Annotated in this window: 24 protein-coding genes, 1 tRNA gene and 1 pseudogene; 20 read left to right on the forward strand and 6 right to left on the reverse strand. The window is 69.1% G+C overall.

Features of this window, described 5'->3' with window-relative positions; genetic code table 11:
* The first annotated feature begins 234 nt into the window (after window positions 1-234).
* The 11 genes from HCC61_RS25920 (at window position 235) to HCC61_RS25965 (ending at window position 8,884) form a co-directional block, all read left to right on the forward strand.
* On the forward strand, window positions 235-972 hold the full coding sequence (locus HCC61_RS25920) for a hypothetical protein (protein WP_346777386.1): 738 nt from the start codon (window positions 235-237) through the stop codon (window positions 970-972).
* A 181-nt stretch (window positions 973-1,153) separates the two neighbouring features.
* Window positions 1,154-1,831 carry a superoxide dismutase family protein gene (locus HCC61_RS25925; RefSeq protein WP_240969291.1) on the forward strand — a complete coding sequence of 226 codons (678 nt, stop codon included), beginning with the start codon at window positions 1,154-1,156 and terminating at the stop codon, window positions 1,829-1,831.
* A 32-nt stretch (window positions 1,832-1,863) separates the two neighbouring features.
* Entirely contained in the window at window positions 1,864-2,388 is a 525-nt protein-coding gene (locus HCC61_RS25930; RefSeq protein ID WP_346777387.1) for a copper resistance protein CopC, read from the forward strand.
* A 291-nt stretch (window positions 2,389-2,679) separates the two neighbouring features.
* Entirely contained in the window at window positions 2,680-3,963 is a 1,284-nt protein-coding gene (locus tag HCC61_RS25935) for a cation:proton antiporter (protein WP_169139691.1), read from the forward strand.
* Window positions 3,950-4,435, forward strand: a complete 486-nt coding sequence (locus HCC61_RS25940) for a CBS domain-containing protein (RefSeq protein ID WP_169139447.1) — start codon at window positions 3,950-3,952, stop codon at window positions 4,433-4,435. The genes HCC61_RS25935 and HCC61_RS25940 overlap by 14 nt, the downstream gene beginning before the upstream one ends.
* Window positions 4,432-5,736, forward strand: coding sequence for an ArsB/NhaD family transporter (locus HCC61_RS25945; RefSeq protein WP_169139449.1), 1,305 nt, complete (start codon window positions 4,432-4,434; stop codon window positions 5,734-5,736). The genes HCC61_RS25940 and HCC61_RS25945 overlap by 4 nt, the downstream gene beginning before the upstream one ends.
* Before the next feature lie 149 nt (window positions 5,737-5,885).
* Window positions 5,886-6,218 carry a DUF3040 domain-containing protein gene (locus HCC61_RS25950; protein WP_169139451.1) on the forward strand — a complete coding sequence of 111 codons (333 nt, stop codon included), beginning with the start codon at window positions 5,886-5,888 and terminating at the stop codon, window positions 6,216-6,218.
* A gap of 321 nt (window positions 6,219-6,539) precedes the next feature.
* Entirely contained in the window at window positions 6,540-6,998 is a 459-nt protein-coding gene (locus HCC61_RS25955; protein WP_169139453.1) for a hypothetical protein, read from the forward strand.
* Window positions 6,999-7,155: 157 nt separating this feature from the next.
* A complete protein-coding gene (locus tag HCC61_RS31570; protein WP_240969292.1) occupies window positions 7,156-7,377 on the forward strand; it encodes an FAD-dependent monooxygenase in 222 nt (73 codons plus the stop codon).
* 138 nt (window positions 7,378-7,515) lie between these two features.
* Window positions 7,516-8,205 (forward strand): FAD-dependent monooxygenase, encoded by a 690-nt coding sequence (locus HCC61_RS30950; protein WP_346777388.1) that lies wholly within the window; start codon window positions 7,516-7,518, stop codon window positions 8,203-8,205.
* Window positions 8,206-8,245: 40 nt separating this feature from the next.
* On the forward strand, window positions 8,246-8,884 hold the full coding sequence (locus HCC61_RS25965; protein WP_169139455.1) for a TetR family transcriptional regulator: 639 nt from the start codon (window positions 8,246-8,248) through the stop codon (window positions 8,882-8,884).
* 211 nt (window positions 8,885-9,095) lie between these two features.
* Here the strand turns inward: HCC61_RS25965 and HCC61_RS25970 are convergent, their stop codons facing one another.
* The 3 genes from HCC61_RS25970 to HCC61_RS30960 form a co-directional block, all read right to left on the reverse strand.
* The gene (locus HCC61_RS25970) at window positions 9,096-9,518 is read right to left on the reverse strand and encodes an arsenate reductase ArsC (protein ID WP_169139456.1); all 423 of its coding nucleotides are present in this window, start codon (window positions 9,516-9,518) and stop codon (window positions 9,096-9,098) included.
* Between the two features lie 20 nt (window positions 9,519-9,538).
* Window positions 9,539-9,730, reverse strand: a complete 192-nt coding sequence (locus HCC61_RS30955) for a hypothetical protein (RefSeq protein WP_240969293.1) — start codon at window positions 9,728-9,730, stop codon at window positions 9,539-9,541.
* Window positions 9,731-9,846: 116 nt separating this feature from the next.
* Window positions 9,847-10,014 carry a hypothetical protein gene (locus HCC61_RS30960; RefSeq protein WP_240969294.1) on the reverse strand — a complete coding sequence of 56 codons (168 nt, stop codon included), beginning with the start codon at window positions 10,012-10,014 and terminating at the stop codon, window positions 9,847-9,849.
* A gap of 73 nt (window positions 10,015-10,087) precedes the next feature.
* Here HCC61_RS30960 and HCC61_RS25980 point away from each other — a divergent pair, with 73 nt between their 5' ends.
* Window positions 10,088-10,402 carry a metalloregulator ArsR/SmtB family transcription factor gene (locus HCC61_RS25980; protein ID WP_169139458.1) on the forward strand — a complete coding sequence of 105 codons (315 nt, stop codon included), beginning with the start codon at window positions 10,088-10,090 and terminating at the stop codon, window positions 10,400-10,402.
* Complete coding sequence (gene arsB / locus HCC61_RS25985) at window positions 10,399-11,505, forward strand: ACR3 family arsenite efflux transporter (RefSeq protein WP_169139460.1); 1,107 nt, start codon at window positions 10,399-10,401, stop codon at window positions 11,503-11,505. The genes HCC61_RS25980 and arsB overlap by 4 nt, the downstream gene beginning before the upstream one ends.
* Before the next feature lie 151 nt (window positions 11,506-11,656).
* Here the strand turns inward: arsB and HCC61_RS25990 are convergent, their stop codons facing one another.
* Together HCC61_RS25990 and HCC61_RS25995 are read right to left on the reverse strand one after the other, a co-directional pair.
* Entirely contained in the window at window positions 11,657-12,427 is a 771-nt protein-coding gene (locus HCC61_RS25990; RefSeq protein ID WP_206323014.1) for a sulfite exporter TauE/SafE family protein, read from the reverse strand.
* Between the two features lie 63 nt (window positions 12,428-12,490).
* Window positions 12,491-12,862, reverse strand: a complete 372-nt coding sequence (locus tag HCC61_RS25995) for a metalloregulator ArsR/SmtB family transcription factor (RefSeq protein WP_169139462.1) — start codon at window positions 12,860-12,862, stop codon at window positions 12,491-12,493.
* 301 nt (window positions 12,863-13,163) lie between these two features.
* Here HCC61_RS25995 and HCC61_RS26000 point away from each other — a divergent pair, with 301 nt between their 5' ends.
* The 3 genes and pseudogenes from HCC61_RS26000 to HCC61_RS26010 all read left to right on the forward strand — a co-directional run bounded on the left by HCC61_RS26000 (window position 13,164) and on the right by HCC61_RS26010 (window position 16,065).
* Window positions 13,164-14,531 (forward strand): FAD-dependent oxidoreductase, encoded by a 1,368-nt coding sequence (locus HCC61_RS26000; RefSeq protein WP_169139464.1) that lies wholly within the window; start codon window positions 13,164-13,166, stop codon window positions 14,529-14,531.
* A 17-nt stretch (window positions 14,532-14,548) separates the two neighbouring features.
* Window positions 14,549-14,759 (forward strand): annotated as a pseudogene (locus HCC61_RS26005) (glyoxalase/bleomycin resistance/dioxygenase family protein); the annotation flags it as partial.
* 43 nt (window positions 14,760-14,802) lie between these two features.
* Window positions 14,803-16,065 carry an MFS transporter gene (locus tag HCC61_RS26010; protein ID WP_169139468.1) on the forward strand — a complete coding sequence of 421 codons (1,263 nt, stop codon included), beginning with the start codon at window positions 14,803-14,805 and terminating at the stop codon, window positions 16,063-16,065.
* 328 nt (window positions 16,066-16,393) lie between these two features.
* Here HCC61_RS26010 and HCC61_RS26015 read toward each other — a convergent pair.
* Window positions 16,394-16,477 (reverse strand) — tRNA-Leu (locus HCC61_RS26015).
* 400 nt (window positions 16,478-16,877) lie between these two features.
* On the opposite strand from HCC61_RS26015, the gene HCC61_RS26020 reads away from it, so the two are divergent.
* Genes HCC61_RS26020 through HCC61_RS26035 form a run of 4 tightly spaced genes read left to right on the forward strand, consistent with a single transcriptional unit; the run spans window position 16,878 to window position 21,223 of the window.
* On the forward strand, window positions 16,878-17,702 hold the full coding sequence (locus HCC61_RS26020) for a DUF3662 and FHA domain-containing protein (protein ID WP_169139470.1): 825 nt from the start codon (window positions 16,878-16,880) through the stop codon (window positions 17,700-17,702).
* A gap of 9 nt (window positions 17,703-17,711) precedes the next feature.
* Window positions 17,712-18,221 (forward strand): FHA domain-containing protein, encoded by a 510-nt coding sequence (locus tag HCC61_RS26025; protein WP_169139472.1) that lies wholly within the window; start codon window positions 17,712-17,714, stop codon window positions 18,219-18,221.
* Between the two features lie 22 nt (window positions 18,222-18,243).
* Window positions 18,244-19,812 (forward strand): Stp1/IreP family PP2C-type Ser/Thr phosphatase, encoded by a 1,569-nt coding sequence (locus HCC61_RS26030; RefSeq protein WP_169139474.1) that lies wholly within the window; start codon window positions 18,244-18,246, stop codon window positions 19,810-19,812.
* A gap of 16 nt (window positions 19,813-19,828) precedes the next feature.
* Entirely contained in the window at window positions 19,829-21,223 is a 1,395-nt protein-coding gene (locus HCC61_RS26035) for an FtsW/RodA/SpoVE family cell cycle protein (protein ID WP_169139476.1), read from the forward strand.
* The last annotated feature ends 42 nt before the right edge of the window (window positions 21,224-21,265 follow it).

The raw sequence follows: 21,265 nt of genomic DNA on the forward strand, positions 1-21,265 counted from the left end.
AGAAGCCGCCCCCCGCCCCATGGGTTCCGGTACCGTCCGCGTGACCCGGGGCACTTCCCGGGAAGGGCGGATGCCCGGGTGAGGCAATGAGTACGGTCGCTCGGCGTCCCCTGAGGGCCGGAAGCCCCCTGGGCTGCGAGGAGTTGTCGCATGTTCTCCCGGACGCGTCGCCGCGGTGGCGGTCCGAGGCGGGGGTGCGGCCAGGAGGATGCTGCCGGCCCGGGCGCTGACATCGTGCGCCTGGCGCGAACCGCGGTCTTCGCAGCCCTCTGCCTGGTGACGTCGGCACTGGGGCACGCCTTGATGTCGGCCGACGTCCTGCCCTGGTGGGCACTGGGCCTCGCGTTCACCGGCGGCACTGCGTGCGGGTGGTGGCTGACCGGCCGCGAGCGTGGCGCTACGACGGTCATCGGGACCACGGTTCTCACACAGGGGCTGCTGCACCTTCTGTTCACCTTCGCTCCCTGGGCGCTGCGTCCGGCGGGCGCAGCGGATGCCACGGCGAGTGCTCACGCTCATCACGGCGCTCACTCACATTCGATGTCGATGTCCCACGCAGGCATGGCGATGCACCACGGGGAGGCCATGGCCGGCGGCGGGTCGATGGGCTCCTCCGGCTCGTCCTTCGTCTCGGCCGTGACCCACGGTGGTTCCGCCGGGATGCTCCTGGCGCACCTGCTGGCTGCTGTCATGTGCGGGCTGTGGCTGTGGCGGGGCGAAGCCGCGGTCCATCGGATCGGACGGGCGCTGGCAGCGGTCCTGTTCGCCCCGCTGCGCCGAGTCTTCCGGGCCCTCTCACACGCGCAGACCAGCTTCGGAGCCCTGTCGTGGCGGACGGTTGCCGATGGCGGGGAGTACCGGCAGCCCGCTCTCACGGCACTGGAACACGTCGTGGTCCGGAGAGGCCCACCGCAGGGCCGATGCACAGCCAGTCGCCTGTCTCCCGAGGCGCTGCTCTCCGTCTGGCCCTGAAACCGGTCCGACCTCTGCGGTGACCGTGGCCGGGGAGAACAGGCGACCGTACCGGCGGGCCTGTGTGCGCGTCGGCCTGTTCATTCGGCCCTGGGCCGTGTCCCTACCGCGCGGTGCGCCGCAGCGTTGTGCCGTGACGCCTTCGGGAGGGCCCAGGCCTCCTCATCGATCGGGAGTTTCCATGAACCATCACGTATCCGGTCAGGTGCCTCTGCATGACACCACGTCAGCGGCACGGCCGATGAAGTCCGAGCGGGGACTGGCCGCGCGTACGGGCCGCCCTCGTCTCGCGGTGTGCTGCACCGTCGTGGCCGCGGCAGCGGCCCTGCTGTCCGGCTGCGGAGGCGGGTCCTCCGACAGCGCCTCGAAGGAGTCGGCCGACCACGGGTCCGGGTCCAAGAACATGGGCGGAATGCACGGCAAGGCGATGGGGGACCCCCATGCCACGCCTGCGAGCAAGATCCCCGACGCCGACGTCGTTAAGGGTCCCTTCAAGCTGCTGGACACGCGCCCGCCCGGCATGGACGACGTGAACGGCACGGCCTGGCAGGCGCAGGGCCCGAAGGGCACCACGGTGACTGTCTCGTTGACCGGCCTGAAGCCGGGAGACACATATATGGCGCATCTGCACGCACAGCACTGCTCCGCCGAAAACGGCGGTGAGCACTTCCAGTTCAAGAAGGGCGGCCCCGCCAAGCCGCCGAACGAGATCCACCTGATGTTCAAGGCCGACAAGGACGGAAAGGCCATGACGACGGTGAACAACAAGAAGAAGACCGGCAAGGACGCGGTCGCCCTCGTCGTCCACCCCCACAAGGCTCAGGACAACCGGATCGCATGCGCCGATTTCGAGTTCTGAGGACGTCGGCAGCCCTGCTGGGGTGCCTGTGCGTGCTGCTCGTGTTCGGAGCGCCCGCCCAGGCCCACAGTCCGCTGCAGGAGGCGACGCCGGCGCCGGGGTCCAAGGTCGGGACGGGGACGAGCGTCATTTCGCTGAAGTTCCCCGGCCTGGCCTCCGGCTCCACGCCGAAGGTCAAGCTGACCGGCGCCAAAGGCGCTTCTGTGCCCGTCGGGAAGCCGGAGGTGGCAGACGACTCCGTCGTCTGCGCCTCTGTCGGCCGGATGCGTGCAGGGGTGACGACACTCACCTACCGCGTCTCCGCAGCCGACGGCGACCGCCAGACCAACTCCTTCCAGTTCGAGGTCGCCGACGGCGCCAAGGCCGCGGCGGCCCCGGATGCCTGTCAGGGGCTGCATCTCGCGAAACCCGCCCCGGCAGCGGAGCGGGACGGAAGCGACACGATCCTGGGGATCGATCGCACGGTCACGCTGGTCCTCTTTGCGGCGGCCACCGTGGTGGTCCTCGGCGGCGTGGCCCTTGCTCTGCGCACAACGCGAAAGGCTCGGTCCGCGTGAGGGTGAGGGCACTGTCCGATCCGGGCAGCCGTCATACGAGTGCGGGCCCAACCACGTCGGGAGGAAAGGGGTGCTCCTGAAGTAGTTTGACCAGCGGTTTCGAGCGGGGCCGGTCCGGCGCAGCATCCGGGCCGGCCCCGCGTGCGACCTGCACCGGAGCCTCCCGGGACCACAGGGAACGTCGACAGCGACCTGTCGTGGATGGTTGCCGTCCGTGTAATGTTCCCGCTGGAGTGCCGGGAAGTCTGGTCGGCGATCAAGAGACAGCTCTCTTCCGATCGGTGGCTTCCCGTGGTGCTCGTAGTGGTCTTCGGCGCAGCGCTTCTTGTGGCTGTGCTGCTCTCGGGGCTGGCAGCCCGGTCCGTGCTTTCCACCTCTTTGCTGTTCCTCGTCGGTGGGGCCCTGGTCGGTGACGGTTTCCTCGGGTGGATTCACATCACCCCGGACAGCGACGTCGTCGCGGTGACCGCGGATCTTGCTCTCTTCGCCGTGCTGTTCACGGACGGGATGCACGTCTCGTTCCCCAGTCTCCGCGGAGCGTGGCGTTCTCCGGCCAGGGCTCTCGTTCTCGGCATGCCCCTGGCGTTCGTCGGAGTGGCGCTGGCCGCCCACTTCCTCGTGGGCCTGGACTGGGTCACGTCGTTCCTGGTTGGGGCGGTTCTGTCGCCGACGGACCCTGTCTTCGCCTCTGCCATCGTGGGACGCAAGGAAGTCCCGGCCCGTCTGCGGCAGTTGCTGAACGTGGAGAGCGGCATCAACGATGGTCTGGCGCTGCCCGTCGTCCTGGTGCTCATCTCGGCGGCGGGCCCGTCGGCGCAGACGGCCACGGCGTCGCTGGACGCGATTCTTCTGGAGTTGGTGGCCGGCCTGGCGCTGGGCGCCGTGCTCCCGCTGGCCGTCCATTGGATGACCCGCGTTCCGGTCCTGGGCGCAGAGCCCAAGCTGCAGCCGCTGCTTCCGCTCTCGGTGGGAGTGATCCTCTACGCGGCCTGCCATCTGACGCATGCCAACCCCTACCTGGCGGCGTTCTGCGCGGGTGCGGTGCTGGCGTCGGTCTCGCCTGAAGGGAGGCGCGCCTTCGAACCGCTGGGTGGGGCCTTCGCCGAGTTGGCCAAGTTCGTGGCTCTGCTCGTCTTCGGCGCCCTGCTCACCCCGTCGCTGTTCGCCGGACTCCCGTGGCGCGGTTACGTGGCGGTCGCTCTGACGATCCTGCTCGTCCGTCCGGCGTCGCTGCTGCTGTCGCTCGTCGGCACCCGCTTCGACAGGAGGGAGAGGCTGACCGCGGCGTGGTTCGGTCCCAAGGGGTTCGCCTCGGTCGTTTACGGGCTACTGGTGCTGCAATCCGGCGTCCCGCACGGGAAAGAAGCTTTCACGCTGGTGGCGGTGTGCATCGCCTTCTCCATCGTGGCGCACAGCAGCACTGACGCTCCGATCGCCCGTGCCTTCCGCCTCGAGGCGCTGGTCGGCATTCCGGACGACGCCGTTGCGGGCACGCATGAGAAGGGCCCCGCTGCGGGCCGAGGTGCCTCGAGCGAAGCCGAAGCGGTGAAGGAGAACGACAATGCGCGCACGTGACCTGGCCGAGGAGTACCCCTCGGTGACTCTCGACAGCGACGTCCTGGAGGCCGCGCGCCTCCTGGCGGACCGTCGGCTACCCGGACTGCTGGTGCTGGACGAGCACGATCGACCGCAGGCCGTGCTGCCCGCTTCCCAGCTGGTCAAGGTGCTGGTTCCCAGCTACGCGATCGAGGACCCGGCCCTGGCGAGGGTCATCGATGAGGAGCATGCCGACCGCTTGTGCCAAGCCCTGGCCGGCAGGCCCGTATCCGAAGCCCTGCCCCCCGTGCGGGAGCGGCAGAAACCGCCGACGACGGACGCGGATGACACCGCTCTGGAAGTCGCTGCCCTGATGGCACGTGAACGGAGCCCGTTGGTCGCCGTCATGGAAGGACTCGGGGACGACTCCCACGCCCGGGGTACGCCGCCCCGGATGCTCGGCGTGATCACAGCGGCGCACCTGCTGGACCGACTGTTGGGAGTCACGTGAACGACTGGCAGAGCTGGGCGGCGATCGCGGCATTCGTCGGGGCCTACGTGCTCATCGTCACCGAGCGGGTCCACCGCACGGCCGCGGCTCTGGGCGGCGCAGCAGTCATGCTCGCGATCGGCGCCACCGATGACAAGGCGGCCTTCTACAGCGAACGCTCGGGCATCGACTGGAACGTCATCTTCCTGCTGCTGGGCATGATGGCCATCGTCGGAGTGCTGAAGCAGACCGGCGTCTTCGAATACCTGGCCATCTGGTCGGTGAAGCGCGCCCGCGGCCGGCCCTTCCGCGTGATGGCCATGCTCATCGTGATCACCGCGGCCGCGTCCGCCTTGCTGGACAACGTCACCACGGTGCTGCTGATCGCCCCGGTGACGCTGCTGGTGTGCGAGCGGCTGGGGCTGCGGTCCGCCCCGTTCCTGATCGCCGAAGTCCTGGCCTCCAACATCGGCGGTGCCGCCACCCTGGTCGGCGACCCGCCGAACATCATCATCGCCAGCCGGGGCGGGCTCACGTTCAACGACTTTCTCGTGCACATGCTGCCCATCGCGGTGGTGCTCACGGCCGTGCTGATCCTGCTGTGCCGGATCATGTTCCGCAAGGTCTTCGTCTACGACGAGGAGCGCACCAAGGAAGTCATGGCGCTCGAGGAGCGCGACGCCATCCACGACCACCGGCTACTGGTCCAGAGCCTGATCGTTCTCATCCTGGTCGTCGCCGGATTCGTTCTCCATCCGGTGCTGCACTTCGAGCCGAGCGTCGTCGCGCTTCTCGGCGCCGGGCTGCTGATCGCGATTTCCACGGCCGAGACGGGCACAGTGCTGAAGGAAGTGGAGTGGCCCACGCTGGCCTTCTTCGCCGGCCTATTCGTCATGGTCGGCGCACTGATCGAGACCGGCGTCATCGGCGAACTGTCCAAGTCCCTGGCGAAGGCCACCGGAGGCGAGCCGCTGCTGGCCTCGATGCTCCTGCTCTTCGGCTCGGCCGGTCTGTCGGGGATCGTCGACAACATCCCGTACGTGGCGACGATGGCGCCCATCACCGCCGACCTCGTCCACGACATGGGCGGTAGCGGAGACAGCCAGCATGTGCTGTGGTGGGCACTGGCCCTCGGCGCCGACCTGGGCGGCAACGCCACCGCCATCGGCGCGTCTGCCAACGTCGTGGTCCTGGGGATCGCCGAATCCAACCGTCAGCCCATCACGTTCTGGCAGTTCACCAAGTACGGCCTGATCGTCACCGCCGTGACCGTAACCCTGTCGGCCGGCTACGTCTGGCTGCGCTACTTCGCTCTGGCCTGACTGGGAGCACCAGGCATGGCAGGACTCGCGGTCCCGGCAGGGAACGGCGGCAGATCGGTCCTTGCCGCGGCACCCGGAGGGGAGCACGATGGCATCCCGCTCGCACGCTGAACACACGGCTCCATGCGGGGCCGACGAGCAGCAGTGAGATGAAGAAGCGGGACGTCGATCGCCCAAGTGGAGTGGCCGTGCTGTCGAAACGCGAGAGGCAAGCGCTGAAGACGATGGAGGCTGCTCTCGTGGCCCGCGACCCGCGCTGGGCCAGGCAGTTCACCGAGAATTGTCAGCGACACCACTGGAGTTGGGGTAGCACACCGGGGCGACTCACGATCCTGCTCTGGCTCGGCTTCCTGTCCGTCGGGATCGTGACCGAGAACCTCGTGGTGGACACGGTCGTCATGATCTTCCTGTTCACGGGTCCCGTGGCAGCGCTGCTTCTTCTGGCGCGACGAGATGCGAAGGCCGATTTCCCAGCACCCTGACGCACAGCGGCGCAACGGGACGGGACAAGCACTCCAGCTACGACCAGGGCAAGCGCACCTGCTTGCTTCCGACGCGCCTTGACGAACACCACGCAGCAGCCGGATGCCGGCTGCGCCGAAGGTCGCCGCGTGCTGATGCGGAAGCCAACGGCCACCGAAGACTGCCGGAAGTCGGCAATGCGATTCAATGCCCCATGGCCGAGACTGCGGCTCGGGGCGGACGACTGTGAAGCTCCGGTGCGACCGTCCGCGGCAGCGAGACAGGGGAACATGTCCAGCACTGGTTCTCACGGGCAACCCAGCCCCGGCCCGTCTCTGCTGTTGGTCGAGGCAGCGGATTACGGCGGCGACGAGGGCAGGCTGATCGACCCTGCACCACTCGCCCGGCTTGTGGCCGCCTGGTCGGGATTCGGCAACGACCAGCTCGAAGCTGTGACTCGTGAGGTGGTTCAGGATCCGCTCGACGGTCCCGTCCACCTCGTCCGCCTGATCGCCGCGTTGGAAGCCAGTGCCCGGGTGACCGGCGGAACGCTCGCACGGGTCACCGACACACCGGTCGTGACCGACGTCTGCGGAGGCGCACTCCACCATCTGATCGAGGTTCTGCATGCGAGCGGTCTGCGCGCCGCCACCATCGCAGCGGGTCACGTGGAGTTCGAATCCCGATTCCTGACCGTCAAGGCTCTTCAGCCTTTCTGGCAGGCCCCTCTCCGCGCCCTGCGCGAACCCCTCCATGACGTCCAAGTGGTTCAGCCGGCCAGGACGTTGTGGCGTTCCTGAGCAGTACCTGCCGTCAGTGGACCGCGAGACGGGACTCGGCCCGTAGGGCGCTCCGGGGCTGCCTGTTCTCAGCGAACAGCGCTGGCAATCGTCGGTCGGCTCCCTGTTTGGCACGGGCTCTTATCGAGTATCTGTTAGTTCCTAACAGGAGATCGTCATGGAAGCTCCAGCCGTGATCGTTGCCGGAGCGGGGCCGACGGGGCTCACTCTGGCGTGCGGCCTTCGGGCAGCGGGAATCCCGGTCCGGGTGATCGACCGCGCCGAGGCACCTGCCACCACCTCCCGGGCCTTGGGACTCCAGCCGAGAGGGTCCGAAGTCCTCGACTGTCTTGGCGCATTGGACGACTTCCGGAGAGCTCGATCCACATCCGACAGGTGATCACTCACGTCGACGGCCGTCCCGTCGCGGCTGAAGGTCGGCCAGCCCACAAGACTGATGACCCGGCCGGGTCTGTTGATCTCCCAGTCCGAAGTGGAAGCACGACTCAGGCATCGCCTCCTTGCGCTGGGGACTGAAGTGGAGTGGGGATGTGAGCTGACCGCCGCCGAACAGGACGCCACCGGGGTCATGGTCGAATTCTCGGGCGGACAGGTTCGTGGGCAGCTCGCTCTCGTGGCCTCGGGACAGGCCGGTGAGGACCTGCTGAACACGTACGAGTCCGAGCGCCGTCCCATCGCGAAGGAGGTGCTGGAGTCCACCAGCGCCATGACCCGTGTGGTCACGGGGCAGAACGCACCGGCCCGCGCGCTGCGCGATCACCTCCTCGTGCCGCTGATGAACCGGCCGACGGTGCAGCGGCTGATCTGGGAGCAGGCCTCCCAGCTGAAGATCAGCTACCGGGGTGGACCGCTCGCCCGTCGTTCGCTGCGAACCTGGACGACCCGTGGCCCGCGGCCCGGCGACCGGGCCCCGGACCTCGACTGCACGACGACGGACGGGCACAGGACCAGGCTGCACGCGGAACTCGGCGCCCGCTGGGCGCTGTTGACGCCCCGCACGGGAGCGGCAGACTTCCTCGAAGCCGCCCGCCGGCGACTTGGAGGTCCCGGCAGAATCGCAGCGCTCACCCCCCGCACACCTCTGGGCGTGCACGTGATGCTCGTCCGCCCGGATGCTCACCTCGCCTGGCGAGGTACGTCCATGGCCGCGCTCGACAAGTGGCTGACATCCGCCCTGGACAAGGACCATGACCGGGAATCGCGGTGAGGCGACGGCCGATGCACCGAACTCCGGGGAGACGAGAGCGATGAAGCCGAACGGCGGCGGGTCCGAGCCCCCTGCCGAGAGCCTGCGCGAACGCAAGAAGGCCCAGACCCGCCGGAGCATCCAGGAGCACGCCCTGCGGCTCTTCCTCGACCAGGGCTACGAGAGCACCACCGTGGAGGACATCGCCGCGGCCGCGGACGTCTCCCACATGACCTTCTTCCGCTACTTCCCCACAAAGGAATCCGTCGTCGAATCGGACGACTACGACCCTCTGATCACCCGGCTCATCGAAGAACGCCCGCTGGAGGAAGACCCACTCACCGCGCTCCAACAGGCCCTTGCCCAGGGCCTCGCGGGTATCTACGAGGCGGACAAGCAGGCACTGCTCGTACGCACGCGGCTGATCCGGAACGCACCTGCTCTACGGGCCCGCCTGTGGCAGAACCAGTACGCCACGGAACAGCTCTTCCGCGACGCCCTCATGGCACGCCGACCGGACGATGATTCCCTGCGGGTCCGCGTCCTCGCAGCAGCCTCACTTGCGGCACTGACCACCGCCCTCACCGTCTGGGCTGACGGCGAGGGCAGGGATCACCTGCCGACGCTGGTCGACCGGGCCTTCGAAGCGTTGCGGGCGCAGTCCGTCGACGAGCGTCGATCACATGTCTCGGGACGCTGAGCCTTTGCCTCGATGCACCGGGGCCCGGGAGGCTGCTCTCACAGCATCCTGGCGTGGGCGACCGGGCCTGATCACTTCACATCGTTCAGCTCTTCGAACTTCACAAGCCCGGTGTCCTCCAGGACCGTGATGTGGTCGAGAACGATGGTGTTCGCCCTGATCGCCAGCGCCCGGACCATCGAGTTACGGGGGCCCCTGAGCCACGGACATCTCAGCGCGAGCTGCCCTTCCCGTGGATCTCGGTGACGAGTGCCTCGACCCGGGTCTTGATCTGGTCCCTGATGGGCCGGACGGCTTCGACGCCCTTGCCCGCCGGGTCGTCGAGTTCCCAGTCCAGGTACTTCTTACCGGGGAAGACCGGGCAGGCGTCGCCGCAGCCCATGGTGATGACGTAGTCGGAAGCCTCTACCGCGTCAGCGGTGAGGATCTTGGGTGTGCTGTGGGAGATGTCGATGCCCACCTCTTTCATGGCCTCGACAGCGGCGGGGTTGACCTGCCCTGCGGGCAGGGATCCGGCCGATCGGACTTCGACCTGCTCACCCGCGAGGTGGGAGAGGAATCCGGCTGCCATCTGGGAGCGTCCGGCGTTGTGCACGCAGACGAACAGCACGGATGCGATGGGTGTGGCGGACATCGGGTCCTTCCCTCTGCACTTCAGGCGGTCGGGGGCAGGGAGTTGAGCAGGTCGGTGATGTGGGCGTCGATGTCGTCCCGGACGCGACGCACGACGACCAGTGGGGCGCCGTCGGGATCGGGGACGGGCCGGTCCAGGTAGCGGTGGCCGTCGATTACGGGGCAGGCATCGCCGCAGCCCATGGTGACCACGATGTCTGCCGCGTTGATCACTTCGTCGGTCAGTGGCGTCCGGCGTTGCCGCTACAGACGAAACGGCGCCCGAGGAGGCCGCGACGGAGCAGCCTCCTGGATGTCTGCGAGGGCGGTGAGGCGTTCGGCGAGCACGATCAGGTGGGCGCCCGAATGCGGGCGTGTGCGGCGAGCCGTGTGTAGGAGTCGGCGAGCAGGCGCTGCACCGTCTCGACGGAGTAGGTGCCCTGGTGACGTGCTGCCAGTCGGGCAGCGCTCGTGGCGAGACGGGCATCGGGCGGAAGTGGGGAGATCAAGGCGGTCATCGGACCCCCTTCGCGAGGTTCACGAATCAGCGGACGCTGGTGTCAGCGATGACTGATGTGACAGTATCAACGCATGCTGACGTCAGTCGACACCGACCTGATCCGGGTCCTGGCAGACCCCCTCAGGCTTCGGATCGTGACCCTGCTGGCCCACGAGACCCTCTGCACAACGCACTTGGTGGAGGAGACCGGAGCGCGTCAGACAAACCTCTCCAACCACCTGAAGGTGCTGCGCGAGGCCGGGGTCGTGGAGACCGAGCCGTGCGGCCGCTTCACCTACTACAAGCTGCGGCCCGAGGTCATCGAGGCCGTGGCCGGCTCCTTCTCGGATCTCGCCGCCACCGCCCGCGCCACAGCCGCTGCCGGCAAGAAGAGGGCCTGCCCGTGACCCGCACCGAACCCTCCGCCTCCACGACCCCGGAGCCCACGCCCGGGGTCGTCGCCGGCCTGTCCACGCTGGACCGCTTCCTGGCGGTGTGGATTCTGATGGCGATGGCACTGGGGCTCGGCCTCGGCCGCGTCATCACCGGCCTGAACAGCGTGCTCAGCAAGGTCGAGATCGGCGGGATCTCGCTGCCGATCTCGGTGGGCCTGCTGGTGATGATGTATCCCGTGCTGGCCAAGGTCCGCTACGACAAGCTCGACGCGGTCACCGGCGACCGGAAGCTCATGCTCTCTTCGCTGGTCATCAACTGGATCCTGGGGCCGGCGGTGATGTTCGCGCTGGCCTGGATCTTCCTGCCCGACCTCCCCGAGTACCGCACCGGCCTGATCATCGTCGGCCTCGCGCGCTGCATCGCGATGGTCGTCATCTGGAACGACCTTGCGTGCGGCGACCGCGAGGCCGCAGCCGTCCTCGTGGCCCTCAACTCCGTCTTCCAGGTCCTGGCCTTCGGCCTGCTCGGCTGGCTCTACCTTGATCTGCTGCCCGGCTGGCTCGGCCTCGCAACCGGGCAGCAGCTCGGCATCTCCATGTGGAAGATCGCCTGGAACGTGGTCGTCTTCCTCGGCATCCCGCTGCTGGCGGGCTTCCTCACCCGCCGCCTCGGTGAGAAGAAGCTGGGACGCGAGTCGTACGAGAACGAATTCCTGCCGAAGATCGGCCTGTTCGCCCTGTACGGCCTGCTGTTCACCATCGTGATCCTCTTCGCACTCCAGGGGAAGACGATCACCTCCCAGCCCCTGGACGTCGCCCGCATCGCCCTGCCACTGCTGGCCTACTTTGCGCTGATGTGGTTCGGCTCCTTCGCCCTCGGCAAGGGCCTCGGCATCCCGTATGAGCGAACGGCCACGCTTGCGTTCACCGCTGCGGGCAACAACTTCGAGCTCGCCATCGCCGTGGCCGTCGCCACCTTCGGCCTCACCTCCGGCCAGGCACTCTCCGGCGTCGTGGGACCCCTGATCGAGGTGCCGGTGCTGGTGGCTCTGGTGTACGTATCGCTGGCCTGGCGCCGGAAGTTCACGCCGCCGGACCCGCTGTCAGCCCCATGACACCGACGGCCCGGGCCTGTTCGGCCCCATCGCAGTCCCCCGAGGCGCCAGGAGCGTGCACCGGCAGTGCCGCTGACCCGGCGGCGCCACCTTCCGCAGGCGCCGACTCGGCCACGGAGTCTCACGCTTCGCCACGGGACGCGGCCCGATCTCATTCACTCGGGTTGATCCACAACTGGACAGCCAGGCCGATACCGATCAAGGCGACCAGCCAGCGCAGCAACGCGGCCGGCAGCCGGCGGGCAAGCCGCGGGCCGAGCGTGGAGCCGACGAACATCCCGAGACCCAGCGGCAGTACCGCCGCCCAGTCGACGGGCCCCAAGGCAGCGAAGAGGAGAGCCGAGACGAGGGTCAGGGCGCCGATGAGCATGTTCTTCAGGGCGTTGGCGGTGGCCATGTGAGGCTCGGCCGTGATCAGCAGGAGAGCAAGGGTCATCACACCGGACCCGGCACCGAAGTAGCCGCCGTACACGGAGACCGCGATCAGCCCCATCGGAAGAACCGCACCCCACGCCCCCGAGGTGCGACCACGCTGGTTCCTCGAAGCGCCGCCGACGAGCCAGGGCTGGACAAGCAGAGCCAGCGAACCGGCGGCCACCAGGAACGGCACGACGCGAGCGAACGTCCCCGGTGGGGTGGAGAGCAACAACACCGAACCCGTCGCACCGCCGAGGGCGGCCATCGGCACCCGGCGTCGCAGCCATCGCCCCTGGCCGACCAGCTCGGACTGGGAGGCGAGAGCCGCACCGGGCCAGCAGGCGACGCCCGCGACGAGGTTGGTCACGTTCGCCGACAGAGCGGGAAGGCCCACGGCCAGCAGCGCGGGATAGGAGAGCAGGGAAGTGATGCCGCCCGCCGACCCGACAAGCCCGGCGACGAGCCCTGCGGCGGCCAGCAGCACGATGTCAGCGGAGTCCGTCACGACCGGGCGGCCTCAGCCGCAGACAATGTGGCCGGGCAACGGCAGCGCTCCTGACCGACCGGGTCAGTCAAGGGGTTCTCGTCCCGAGACCGAGAAGCTGCGTGCCATGGAGGCCATGACGCTGGGGGCGACGCGGTAGTACACCCACGTGCCGCGCCTCTCGGAGGTCAGCAACCCGGCCTCACGCAGCTTCTTCAAGTGGTGGCTGACAGTCGGCTGCGAGACGCCGACGTCGGAGATGTCGCATACGCAGGCTTCGCCACCGGCATGCGAGGCGATCTGGGAGAAGAGCCGCAGCCGCACCGGGTCCCCCAGCGCCTTGAACATCGCGGCAGCCCGCTCTGCCTCCTCCGACGTCAGCGGCCCCTCGTCCAGCGGGGGGCAGCACGGCGCCACGTCCGCCTCGATCAGCGGCAACGCCTTGGTATTCGACATGCATCTATTTTGACACGCATCGAATAAGCGCTCCACCCCAGGCCCGCACACGCCGGAGCCGGGCCGGCCAGGTGCGGCCCCTTCGGCGGCAAGCACGACGACGACGCCATCCACACTTCCATCGCTCAAGGTGACTTCAGAGCCTTCGACGCCGGTGAGCATCGGGGGTGCCGGTCGAGTTCGAGAGTCTCCACCACTCGCTAATTAATTTGATAAATGTCTATGTTGACGCTTATCGAATCAGGTGGGATGGTCACAGGGCAAGCCATAGACAGACGTCGAAGCAACCAGGGGAGCCACCGTGGAAGAGGCCGCCACACCGCCCGTCGTCGTGATCGGAGCAGGCCCGGTCGGCCTGGCCGCCGCGGTCCACCTCGCCGCGCGGGAGCAGGAGCCGCTGGTGCTGGAGGCCGGGCCGGGTGCGGGCACGGCCGTGCGGGAGTGGGGCCACGTGCGGCTCTTCTCGCCCTGGGCCGAACTCGTCGACCCCGCCGCCGAGAAGCTCCTCGCCCCGACCGGCTGGGTACGCCCCGACGGTGCCGCCTGCCCTTCCGGCGCGGAGTGGGCCGAGCTGTACCTCCAGCCGCTGGCCGACGTGCTGGGCGAACGCGTCCGCTATGGAACCCGCGTGACCGGCGTCTCCCGCGCCGGCCGCGACCGCGTGGTCGACGCCGGCCGCGACGAGCAGCCCTTCACCGTCCATCTCGTCACAGCGGACGGCGACGAGGAGAGGCTGACCGCCCGGGCCGTCGTCGACGCCTCCGGCACGTGGTCGGGCCCCGGTCCGCTCGGCGGCGACGGGCTTCCCGCGCTCGGAGAACGCACCGCCGCCGATCACATCGCCTACCGCGTCCCCGACCTCAAGAGCCCCTCCGCACGCGCCCGTTACGCGGGCAGGCGCACCGCCGTCCTCGGCTCCGGTGCGTCCGCCTTCACCGTGCTCGCCGGTCTCGCCGCCCTGGCGAAGGAACATCCGGGCACCCACACGACCTGGATCCTTCGGCGCAGCATCGGCGAGGACACCTTCGGGGGCGGCGAAGCCGACCGGCTGCACGCCCGAGGCGCGCTCGGACTGCGTGCCAGAGCCGCCGTCGGGGACGGCTACGCCGAAGCCGTCACCGGATTCCGTACGACCGCCGTGGACCGTGTCGACGGACAGCTGGTCCTCTCCGGAGAGGACGGCCGCCGCCTGGAGCCGGTCGACGAGGTCATCGCACTGACCGGTCTGCGGCCCGACCTGTCCTTCCTCGGCGAGCTGCGCCTCGGCCTGGACACACGGCTCCAATCCCCCCTCGAACTGGCTCCGTTGATCGATCCGAACGTCCACTCCTGCGGCACCGTGTATCCACACGGCGCGAAGGAGCTGGGACACCCCGAATCGAACCTCTACCTGGCGGGGATGAAGAGCTACGGCCGCGCGCCGACCTTCCTCGCGATGACCGGCTACGAACAGGTCCGCTCCATCGCGGCCGCACTCGCCGGAGACCGTGAAGCCGCCGAACGCGTCGAGCTGACCCTGCCGGAGACCGGAGTGTGCGGCGGCGCCGGGCTCTTCGACGATCCGGACGCCCAGGCGGAGACTGAAGGTGCGGGCGGCGGCTGCTGCGCGGCGCCGGACACCGTGCAGACCGCAGACGTCGAAGCCCCGGCCGGAGCCGGCGGCTGCTGAATCCGACGAGGTGCACCATGTCACGCGTACGACTCGCGCTCCGCGTCCCGGACCTGGACGCGTCAGCCGCCTTCCACAGCAGGCTCCTTGGGGCCGAGCCGGCCGGACTCCCCGACGGCTGCGCCGACTTCGCCGTCGTGGAACCCCTGCTCAAGCCCGTCCTCATCGAAGGCGGGCCCGCAAGGGAGGGCCCGCATGGACCACCTGGGAGCCGAACCCGCTTCCTCCGGGGCCGTGAACGCCACCACCGGAGGCTGCTGCTGACGTGCGGATGACGCGCCTTCTCACCGCTGAGGCCGCGACCGGCACGGGGGACCGGTCGCGGCCCCGCCTTGTCCTGCCCGCCCTGTGCGTCACGCAGATCACCAGCTGGGGCGTCCTCTATTACGCCTTCCCCGTTCTCCTGCCCCGCCTGACAGCCGCGACCGGCTGGTCGGGCACCGCGGCAACGGGCGCCTTCTCAGCCGCCCTGCTCGTCAGCGCTCTCGCGGGCATCCCTGTCGGACGCGTACTGGACCGGCGGGGCCCACGCGCCGTGATGACGGCCGGATCCGCCCTTGCCACGGCATCAGTGCTGGCCATCGCAGCGGCCCCCAACTTCCTTGTGTTCGTAGGAGCTTGGCTCTGTGCCGGTGCAGCCATGGCCGGAACGCTCTACCCTCCCGCCTTCGCCGCGGTCACCCGTTGGTGGGGCGGTACCCGGGTGCGTGGGCTGACGATCCTGACCCTCGCCGGGGGATTGGCCAGCACCGTCTTCGCACCGATCACGGCCGCGCTCATCGAGCACATGAGCTGGCGCGCCGCATACGTCACCCTGGCCGCGGTCCTCGCCGCGGTCACCGTCCCCGCCCACGCGCTCGCCCTCCGGGCCCCATGGCCACCCGCACCCGACGCCCCGAACGCGGCCGGACAGCCCGAGAAGGCGGCCGGACAGCCCGAGAAGGTGGCGAAGCCCACAACGCCGGTCGCACGCACCCGGCCCTTCGTTCTCCTGGCCGTCGCGCTGACGCTCTCCGCGCTCTCGTCCTTCGCCGTCGTCATCGGCATCGTCCCGCTGCTGAACGAACGCGGTGCCACCCCCACGCAGGCGGCCTGGGCGCTCGGCCTCGGCGGCCTCGGACAGACCCTGGGCCGGACTCTCTACGCACCCTTCGCCCGCCGCACCGGTGTCACCACGCGCACCAGCGCCCTCATCGCGGCCGGCGGCGTCACCACCGCTGCCCTCGCCGTCGTCCCCGGTCCCGTGACCCTCCTGACCGCCCTCGCCATCGGCGTCGGCATGGTCCGCGGCAACCTCACCCTCCTGCAAGCCACCGCCGTCACCGACCGCTGGGGCGCCCGGAACTACGGCAGACTCAGCGGCATCCTCACCGCGCCCGTCACCACAGCCACCGGCCTCGCCCCCTTCGCCGGAGCCGCCCTCGCCGGGCCCCTGGGCGGATACCCGGCACTGTTCCTCGCGCTGGCAGCCGTCTCGGTACTCAGCGCGCTCCTTGCCCTCGGGGGAACCCCACGGGCACATACAGCCCCGTGACCCCGAATTGAGTGCGATGACGCGGGGACCCACTGCACGAGGCAATACCTGACGGGGTGTCCGCGTCCGCGCCCTTGCTGATCGCCGGCCCCTTGCCGGCTTCCTCGCACCGTCCCCGCTTGATCAACTCCGGTCACGGCAACTGAAGATCACCAACCAGGGCCCGTACTGGGAACTTTGTCCCGGTACGGGCCCTATGCGTAGAAAAAGTTCTTGTGCGCAATGTCAGGCGTCCCAAAGTGGGCCGCCTGCCGTCCGACCAACGAGAAACGGGCCCCCGCCGCGACTTTCGTCACTGACGGAGACCCGTTTCGTCGGTGTCTCTCTGTGCGCGAGGGGGGAGTTGAACCCCCACGTCCTTTCGGACACTGGAACCTGAATCCAGCGCGTCTGCCTATTCCGCCACCCGCGCATCGGGTGCCTCCCGCCTGAGCGGAAGGGCGACCGACGGGCTCCCTCGGGACGCCTGCCGACGACCGAAAGATTAGCACGCTGGCCGCGGTGGGTTCACATCCGTATCGGTGCCGCAGCAGGGCGGGCGGCACCGGCACCGCAGGTGTGTGCGCGACTACGGGACACTGGCTTCGGGGACGCCGCGATCCATGCGAGGGTGTGACCGCGTGCGCGGCGACGCCGAGGGGTGTGAGAGGTGACACTCCTGCGCCCGGGCCCCACCGGGGAACCACCCGGTATCCCCACGCGTGGATACGATCAGTAAGCAGTACCGGACCGACGTACGAACACAGCACGGGCGCCACCGGGTGACACTGGAGGCGCACTAGAGCCGAGGGCATCTGGGAAGGAGGTGCAACGTGGGAGTTCTGAAGCGCTTCGAGCAGCGTCTGGAAGGTCTTGTCAACGGCACCTTCGCGAAGGTGTTCAAGTCCGAGGTACAGCCCGTGGAGATCGCGGGCGCCCTCCAGCGCGAATGCGACAACAACGCGACGATCTGGAACCGCGACCGCACGGTCGTACCCAACGACTTCATCGTCGAGTTGAGCGCCCCCGACTACGAGCGCCTCAGCCCGTACTCCGGCCAGCTGGGCGACGAACTGGGCGGAATGGTACGCGACTACGCGAAGCAGCAGCGCTACACCTTCATGGGGTCCGTCAAGGTCCATCTGGAGAAGGCCGACGAACTCGACACCGGTCTCTACCGGGTGCGCAGCCGCACCCTCGCCTCCAGCGCCTCGCAGCAGCCGCAGCGCGCCGGCGGCGCACCCAACAACGCCTATGGCGGCCAAGGCGGTTACCCGCCCGGAGCCGGCCCGGCGGGTGCGCCGCCCATGCTGGCCGGACCGCCCCCCGGTTACGCCCCCGGCTCCGGCAGCGACGCCGGCGCGATGCCCCGTGCCGAGACGAGGCGCTGGATCGAGATCAACGGCAACCGCCATCAGATCTCCCGCCCGACGCTCGTGCTGGGCCGCAGCACCGAGGCCGACGTGCGCGTCGACGACCCCGGAGTCTCGCGCCGGCACTGCGAGATCCGCGTGGGAGACCCGGCCTCGATCCAGGATCTCGGATCCACGAACGGCATCGTGGTGGACGGGCAGCACACCACTCGCGCTACGCTCCGCGACGGCTCACGCATCGTCGTGGGCAGCACCACGATCATTTACCGGCAAGCCGAAGGGTGAAGCGGGGGCATGTCAGAGCTGACCCTCACGGTCATGCGGCTGGGTTTTCTCGCCGTACTGTGGCTGTTCGTCATCGTGGCCGTGCAGGTCATCCGCAGCGATCTGTTCGGTACGCGCGTGACCCAGCGCGCAGCGCGGCGGGCCGAGGGCCAGCGCCCGCAGCAGCGCCAGCAGCCCCCGCGGCAGCAGGGAGGCCGACGCGGCGGTGGCGGCCGCGGGCGGAACGCACCGAGCAAGCTCGTCGTCACAGAAGGGTCGTTGACCGGGACGACGGTGGCGCTCCAGGGGCAGACCATCACGCTGGGCCGTGCGCACGACTCCACAATCGTGCTGGATGACGACTACGCCTCCAGCCGGCATGCCAGGATCTACCCGGACCGTGACGGCCAGTGGATCGTCGAGGATCTCGGGTCCACCAACGGCACTTATCTCGACAGGACCCGACTCACCACTCCGACGCCGATCCAGCCCGGAGCGCCGATCCGTATCGGCAAGACGGTCATCGAGCTGCGGAAGTAGTACAGATCATGACGACCGGAGGGTGGGCACCGTGCGGATGTATCCGGAGCCGACGGGCGAGGTGCGCATGAGTCTGTCACTGCGCTTCGCCGCCGGGTCTCACGACGGCATGATCCGGGACCACAACGAGGACTCCGGATACGCCGGCCCGCGCCTGCTCGCGGTCGCCGACGGCATGGGCGGCCAGGCCGCGGGCGAGGTCGCCAGCTCCGAGGTGATCTCCACCATCGTCCAGCTCGACGAGGACATCCCGGGCTCCGACATCCTCACCTCGCTCGGCGTCGCCGTGCAGCGCGCGAACGACCAGCTGCGCGTCATGGTCGAGGAGGACCCGCAGCTGGAGGGCATGGGCACCACGCTCACCGCGCTGCTGTGGACGGGCCAGCGGCTCGGGCTCGTGCACGTCGGCGACTCCCGCGCGTACCTGCTCCGCGACGGACAGCTCACGCAGATCACCCAGGACCACACGTGGGTGCAGAAGCTCGTCGACGAGGGCCGCATCACCGAAGAGGAAGCCACGACCCACCCGCAGCGCTCGCTGCTGATGCGCGCGCTGGGCAGCGGCGACCACGTCGAACCCGACCTGTCCATCAGGGAGGTTCGCGCAGGCGACCGCTATCTCATCTGCTCCGACGGACTGCCCACCGTCGTCAGCCCGCAGACCATCGAGGAAGCCCTCGCCAGTTACCAGGGGCCGCAGGAGACGGTGCAGGAGCTGATCCAGCTCGCGCTGCGCGGCGGCGGCCCCGACAACATCACGTGCATCGTCGCGGACGTCGTCGACGTCGACGAGAACGACGCTCTCGGGCGGCAGTTGAACGACACCCCGATCGTCGTCGGTGCCGTCGCTGAGTCGCAGACGCCGCTCGGCGGCGTCGCGGCCATGCACACGCCCGCCGCGCGCGCCGCCGAACTCGGGCGCACCGCGGGCCAGTCGGTGCCTCCGCAGAGCCCGGGCGGTGATGGCTTCGGGCCGCCCGGAAGCGGCAACATGGCGGGCCCGCCCGCCGGCAGCTTCGACGCGTACACCGAGGAAGACTTCATCAAGCACCGCGGCGGCAGAGGCTGGCTGCGGCGGTCGGTGTGGATCGCGCTGGTCCTGATCATCGTCGGCGGCGGGCTCTACGGCGGTTACCGCTGGACGCAGACCCAGTACTACGTCGGCGCCAACGACGACCACATCGCGCTCTACCAGGGCATCAGCCAGGAGCTGGCCGGCATCAGCCTGCACGAGGTCTACCAGGACCGTCCCGGAGTCGAACTCAAGTACCTGCCCGGCTACCAGCGCAACCAGGTCCGCGAGACCATCGCGGCCAGCAGCTCCGGCGAAGCGCGCGACAAGGCCGACGAGTTGGAGGCGCAGGCCGAGGTCTGCCGGATCGTCGCCGAGCAGCGCGTCCAGCCCCCGAAGGACGACGAGGGCAAGAAGAAGGACGACCCGGCCAAGCAGGGCGAGGCGGGCGACTCGGCGAAGGACTCGGCGGCAGGCGCCTCCGGCGGCAAGAAGCCCAGCGGCTCTCCTTCGCCGACGCCCGGCCCGAAGCTGTCGGAGAAGCAGCAGCAGCTCGCCAAGCAGTGCACCGCGCCGTAGGGGGGCTCCGGCAGCAATGAGCAGCAACATCATGACGAACACCGGCAGCAACACGACGGTCTCCCCCGGAGGCCTTCCCAGCCGCCGCAACACCGAGCTGGCGATGCTGATCTTCGCCGTGCTCATCCCCGTCTTCGCCTACGCCAACGTCGGCCTGGCCAAGGACGGCGCACTGCCCGCCGGCATGCTGGGCTACGGTGCGGGCCTGTGCCTGCTCGCAGGCGTGGCTCACGTGGTCGTGCGCCGCTGGGCACCGTACGCGGACCCGCTGATGCTGCCGATCGCCACGCTGCTCAACGGCATGGGCCTCGTGCTCATCTACCGGCTCGACCTCGAACCGCTGCCGGGCGGCGCCGCCGCCCCCACGCAGCTGATGTGGTCCACGCTCGGCGTCGCGCTCTTCGTCGGGGTGCTGGTCTTCCTCAAGGACCACCGGGTGCTCCAGCGCTACACGTACATCTCGATGGTGGCGGCGCTGATCCTGCTGATCCTTCCCGTGTTCTTCCCGGCCCGCTTCGGCGCCCGAATCTGGATCACGATCCCCGGGATCGGCTCGCTCCAGCCGGGAGAGTTCGCGAAGATCATCATCGCTGTCTTCTTCGCCGGCTACCTGATGGTCAAGCGCGACGCCCTCGCCCTCGCCAGCCGCCGCTTCATGGGGCTCTACCTGCCGCGCGGACGCGACCTGGGCCCGATCCTGGTGATCTGGGGCCTGTCGGTCCTCATCCTCGTCTTCGAGACCGACCTGGGCACCTCGATGCTCTTCTTCGGCCTCTTCGTCGTGATGCTGTACGTCGCCACGGAACGCACCAGCTGGATCGTCTTCGGCCTCGCGCTCACCGTCGTCGGCGCCGTCGCCGTCGCCAGCTTCGAGCCCCACGTGCAGGGCCGCGTCGACGACTGGCTCGACCCGATGCAGGCCTTCAAGGACGGCTCGGAGCAGCCCGCGCAGGCACTGTGGGCCTTCGGCTCGGGCGGCGTGCTCGGCTCGGGGCTCGGGCAGGGCTTCTCCCGGCTCATCGGCTTCGCCGCGAAGAGCGACTACATCTTCGCCACCGTGGGCGAAGAGCTGGGCCTCGCCGGCGTGATGGCGCTGCTGCTGCTGTACGGACTGCTCGTGGAGCGCGGCATCCGCACCTCGCTCGCGGCCCGCGACCCCTTCGGCAAGCTGCTGGCCGTGGGCCTGTCCGCGGCGTTCGGCATCCAGGTCTTCGTCGTCGCGGGCGGCGTGATGGGGCTCATCCCGCTCACGGGCATGACGATGCCCTTCCTCGCACAGGGCGGTTCGTCCGTCATCGCCAACTGGGCGCTCGTGGCGATCCTGCTCAAGATCAGCGATACGGCGCGGCGTCCCGCGCCGGCACCGGCGCCATCGCCGGACGCCGAGATGACCCAGGTGGTCCGCCCATGATGTCCACGCCGAACAAGACCGCACACGTGAACCGGCTACCCG

This window comes from Streptomyces sp. HNM0575 (genome assembly GCF_012726265.1).
Taxonomy (GTDB): domain Bacteria; phylum Actinomycetota; class Actinomycetes; order Streptomycetales; family Streptomycetaceae; genus Streptomyces.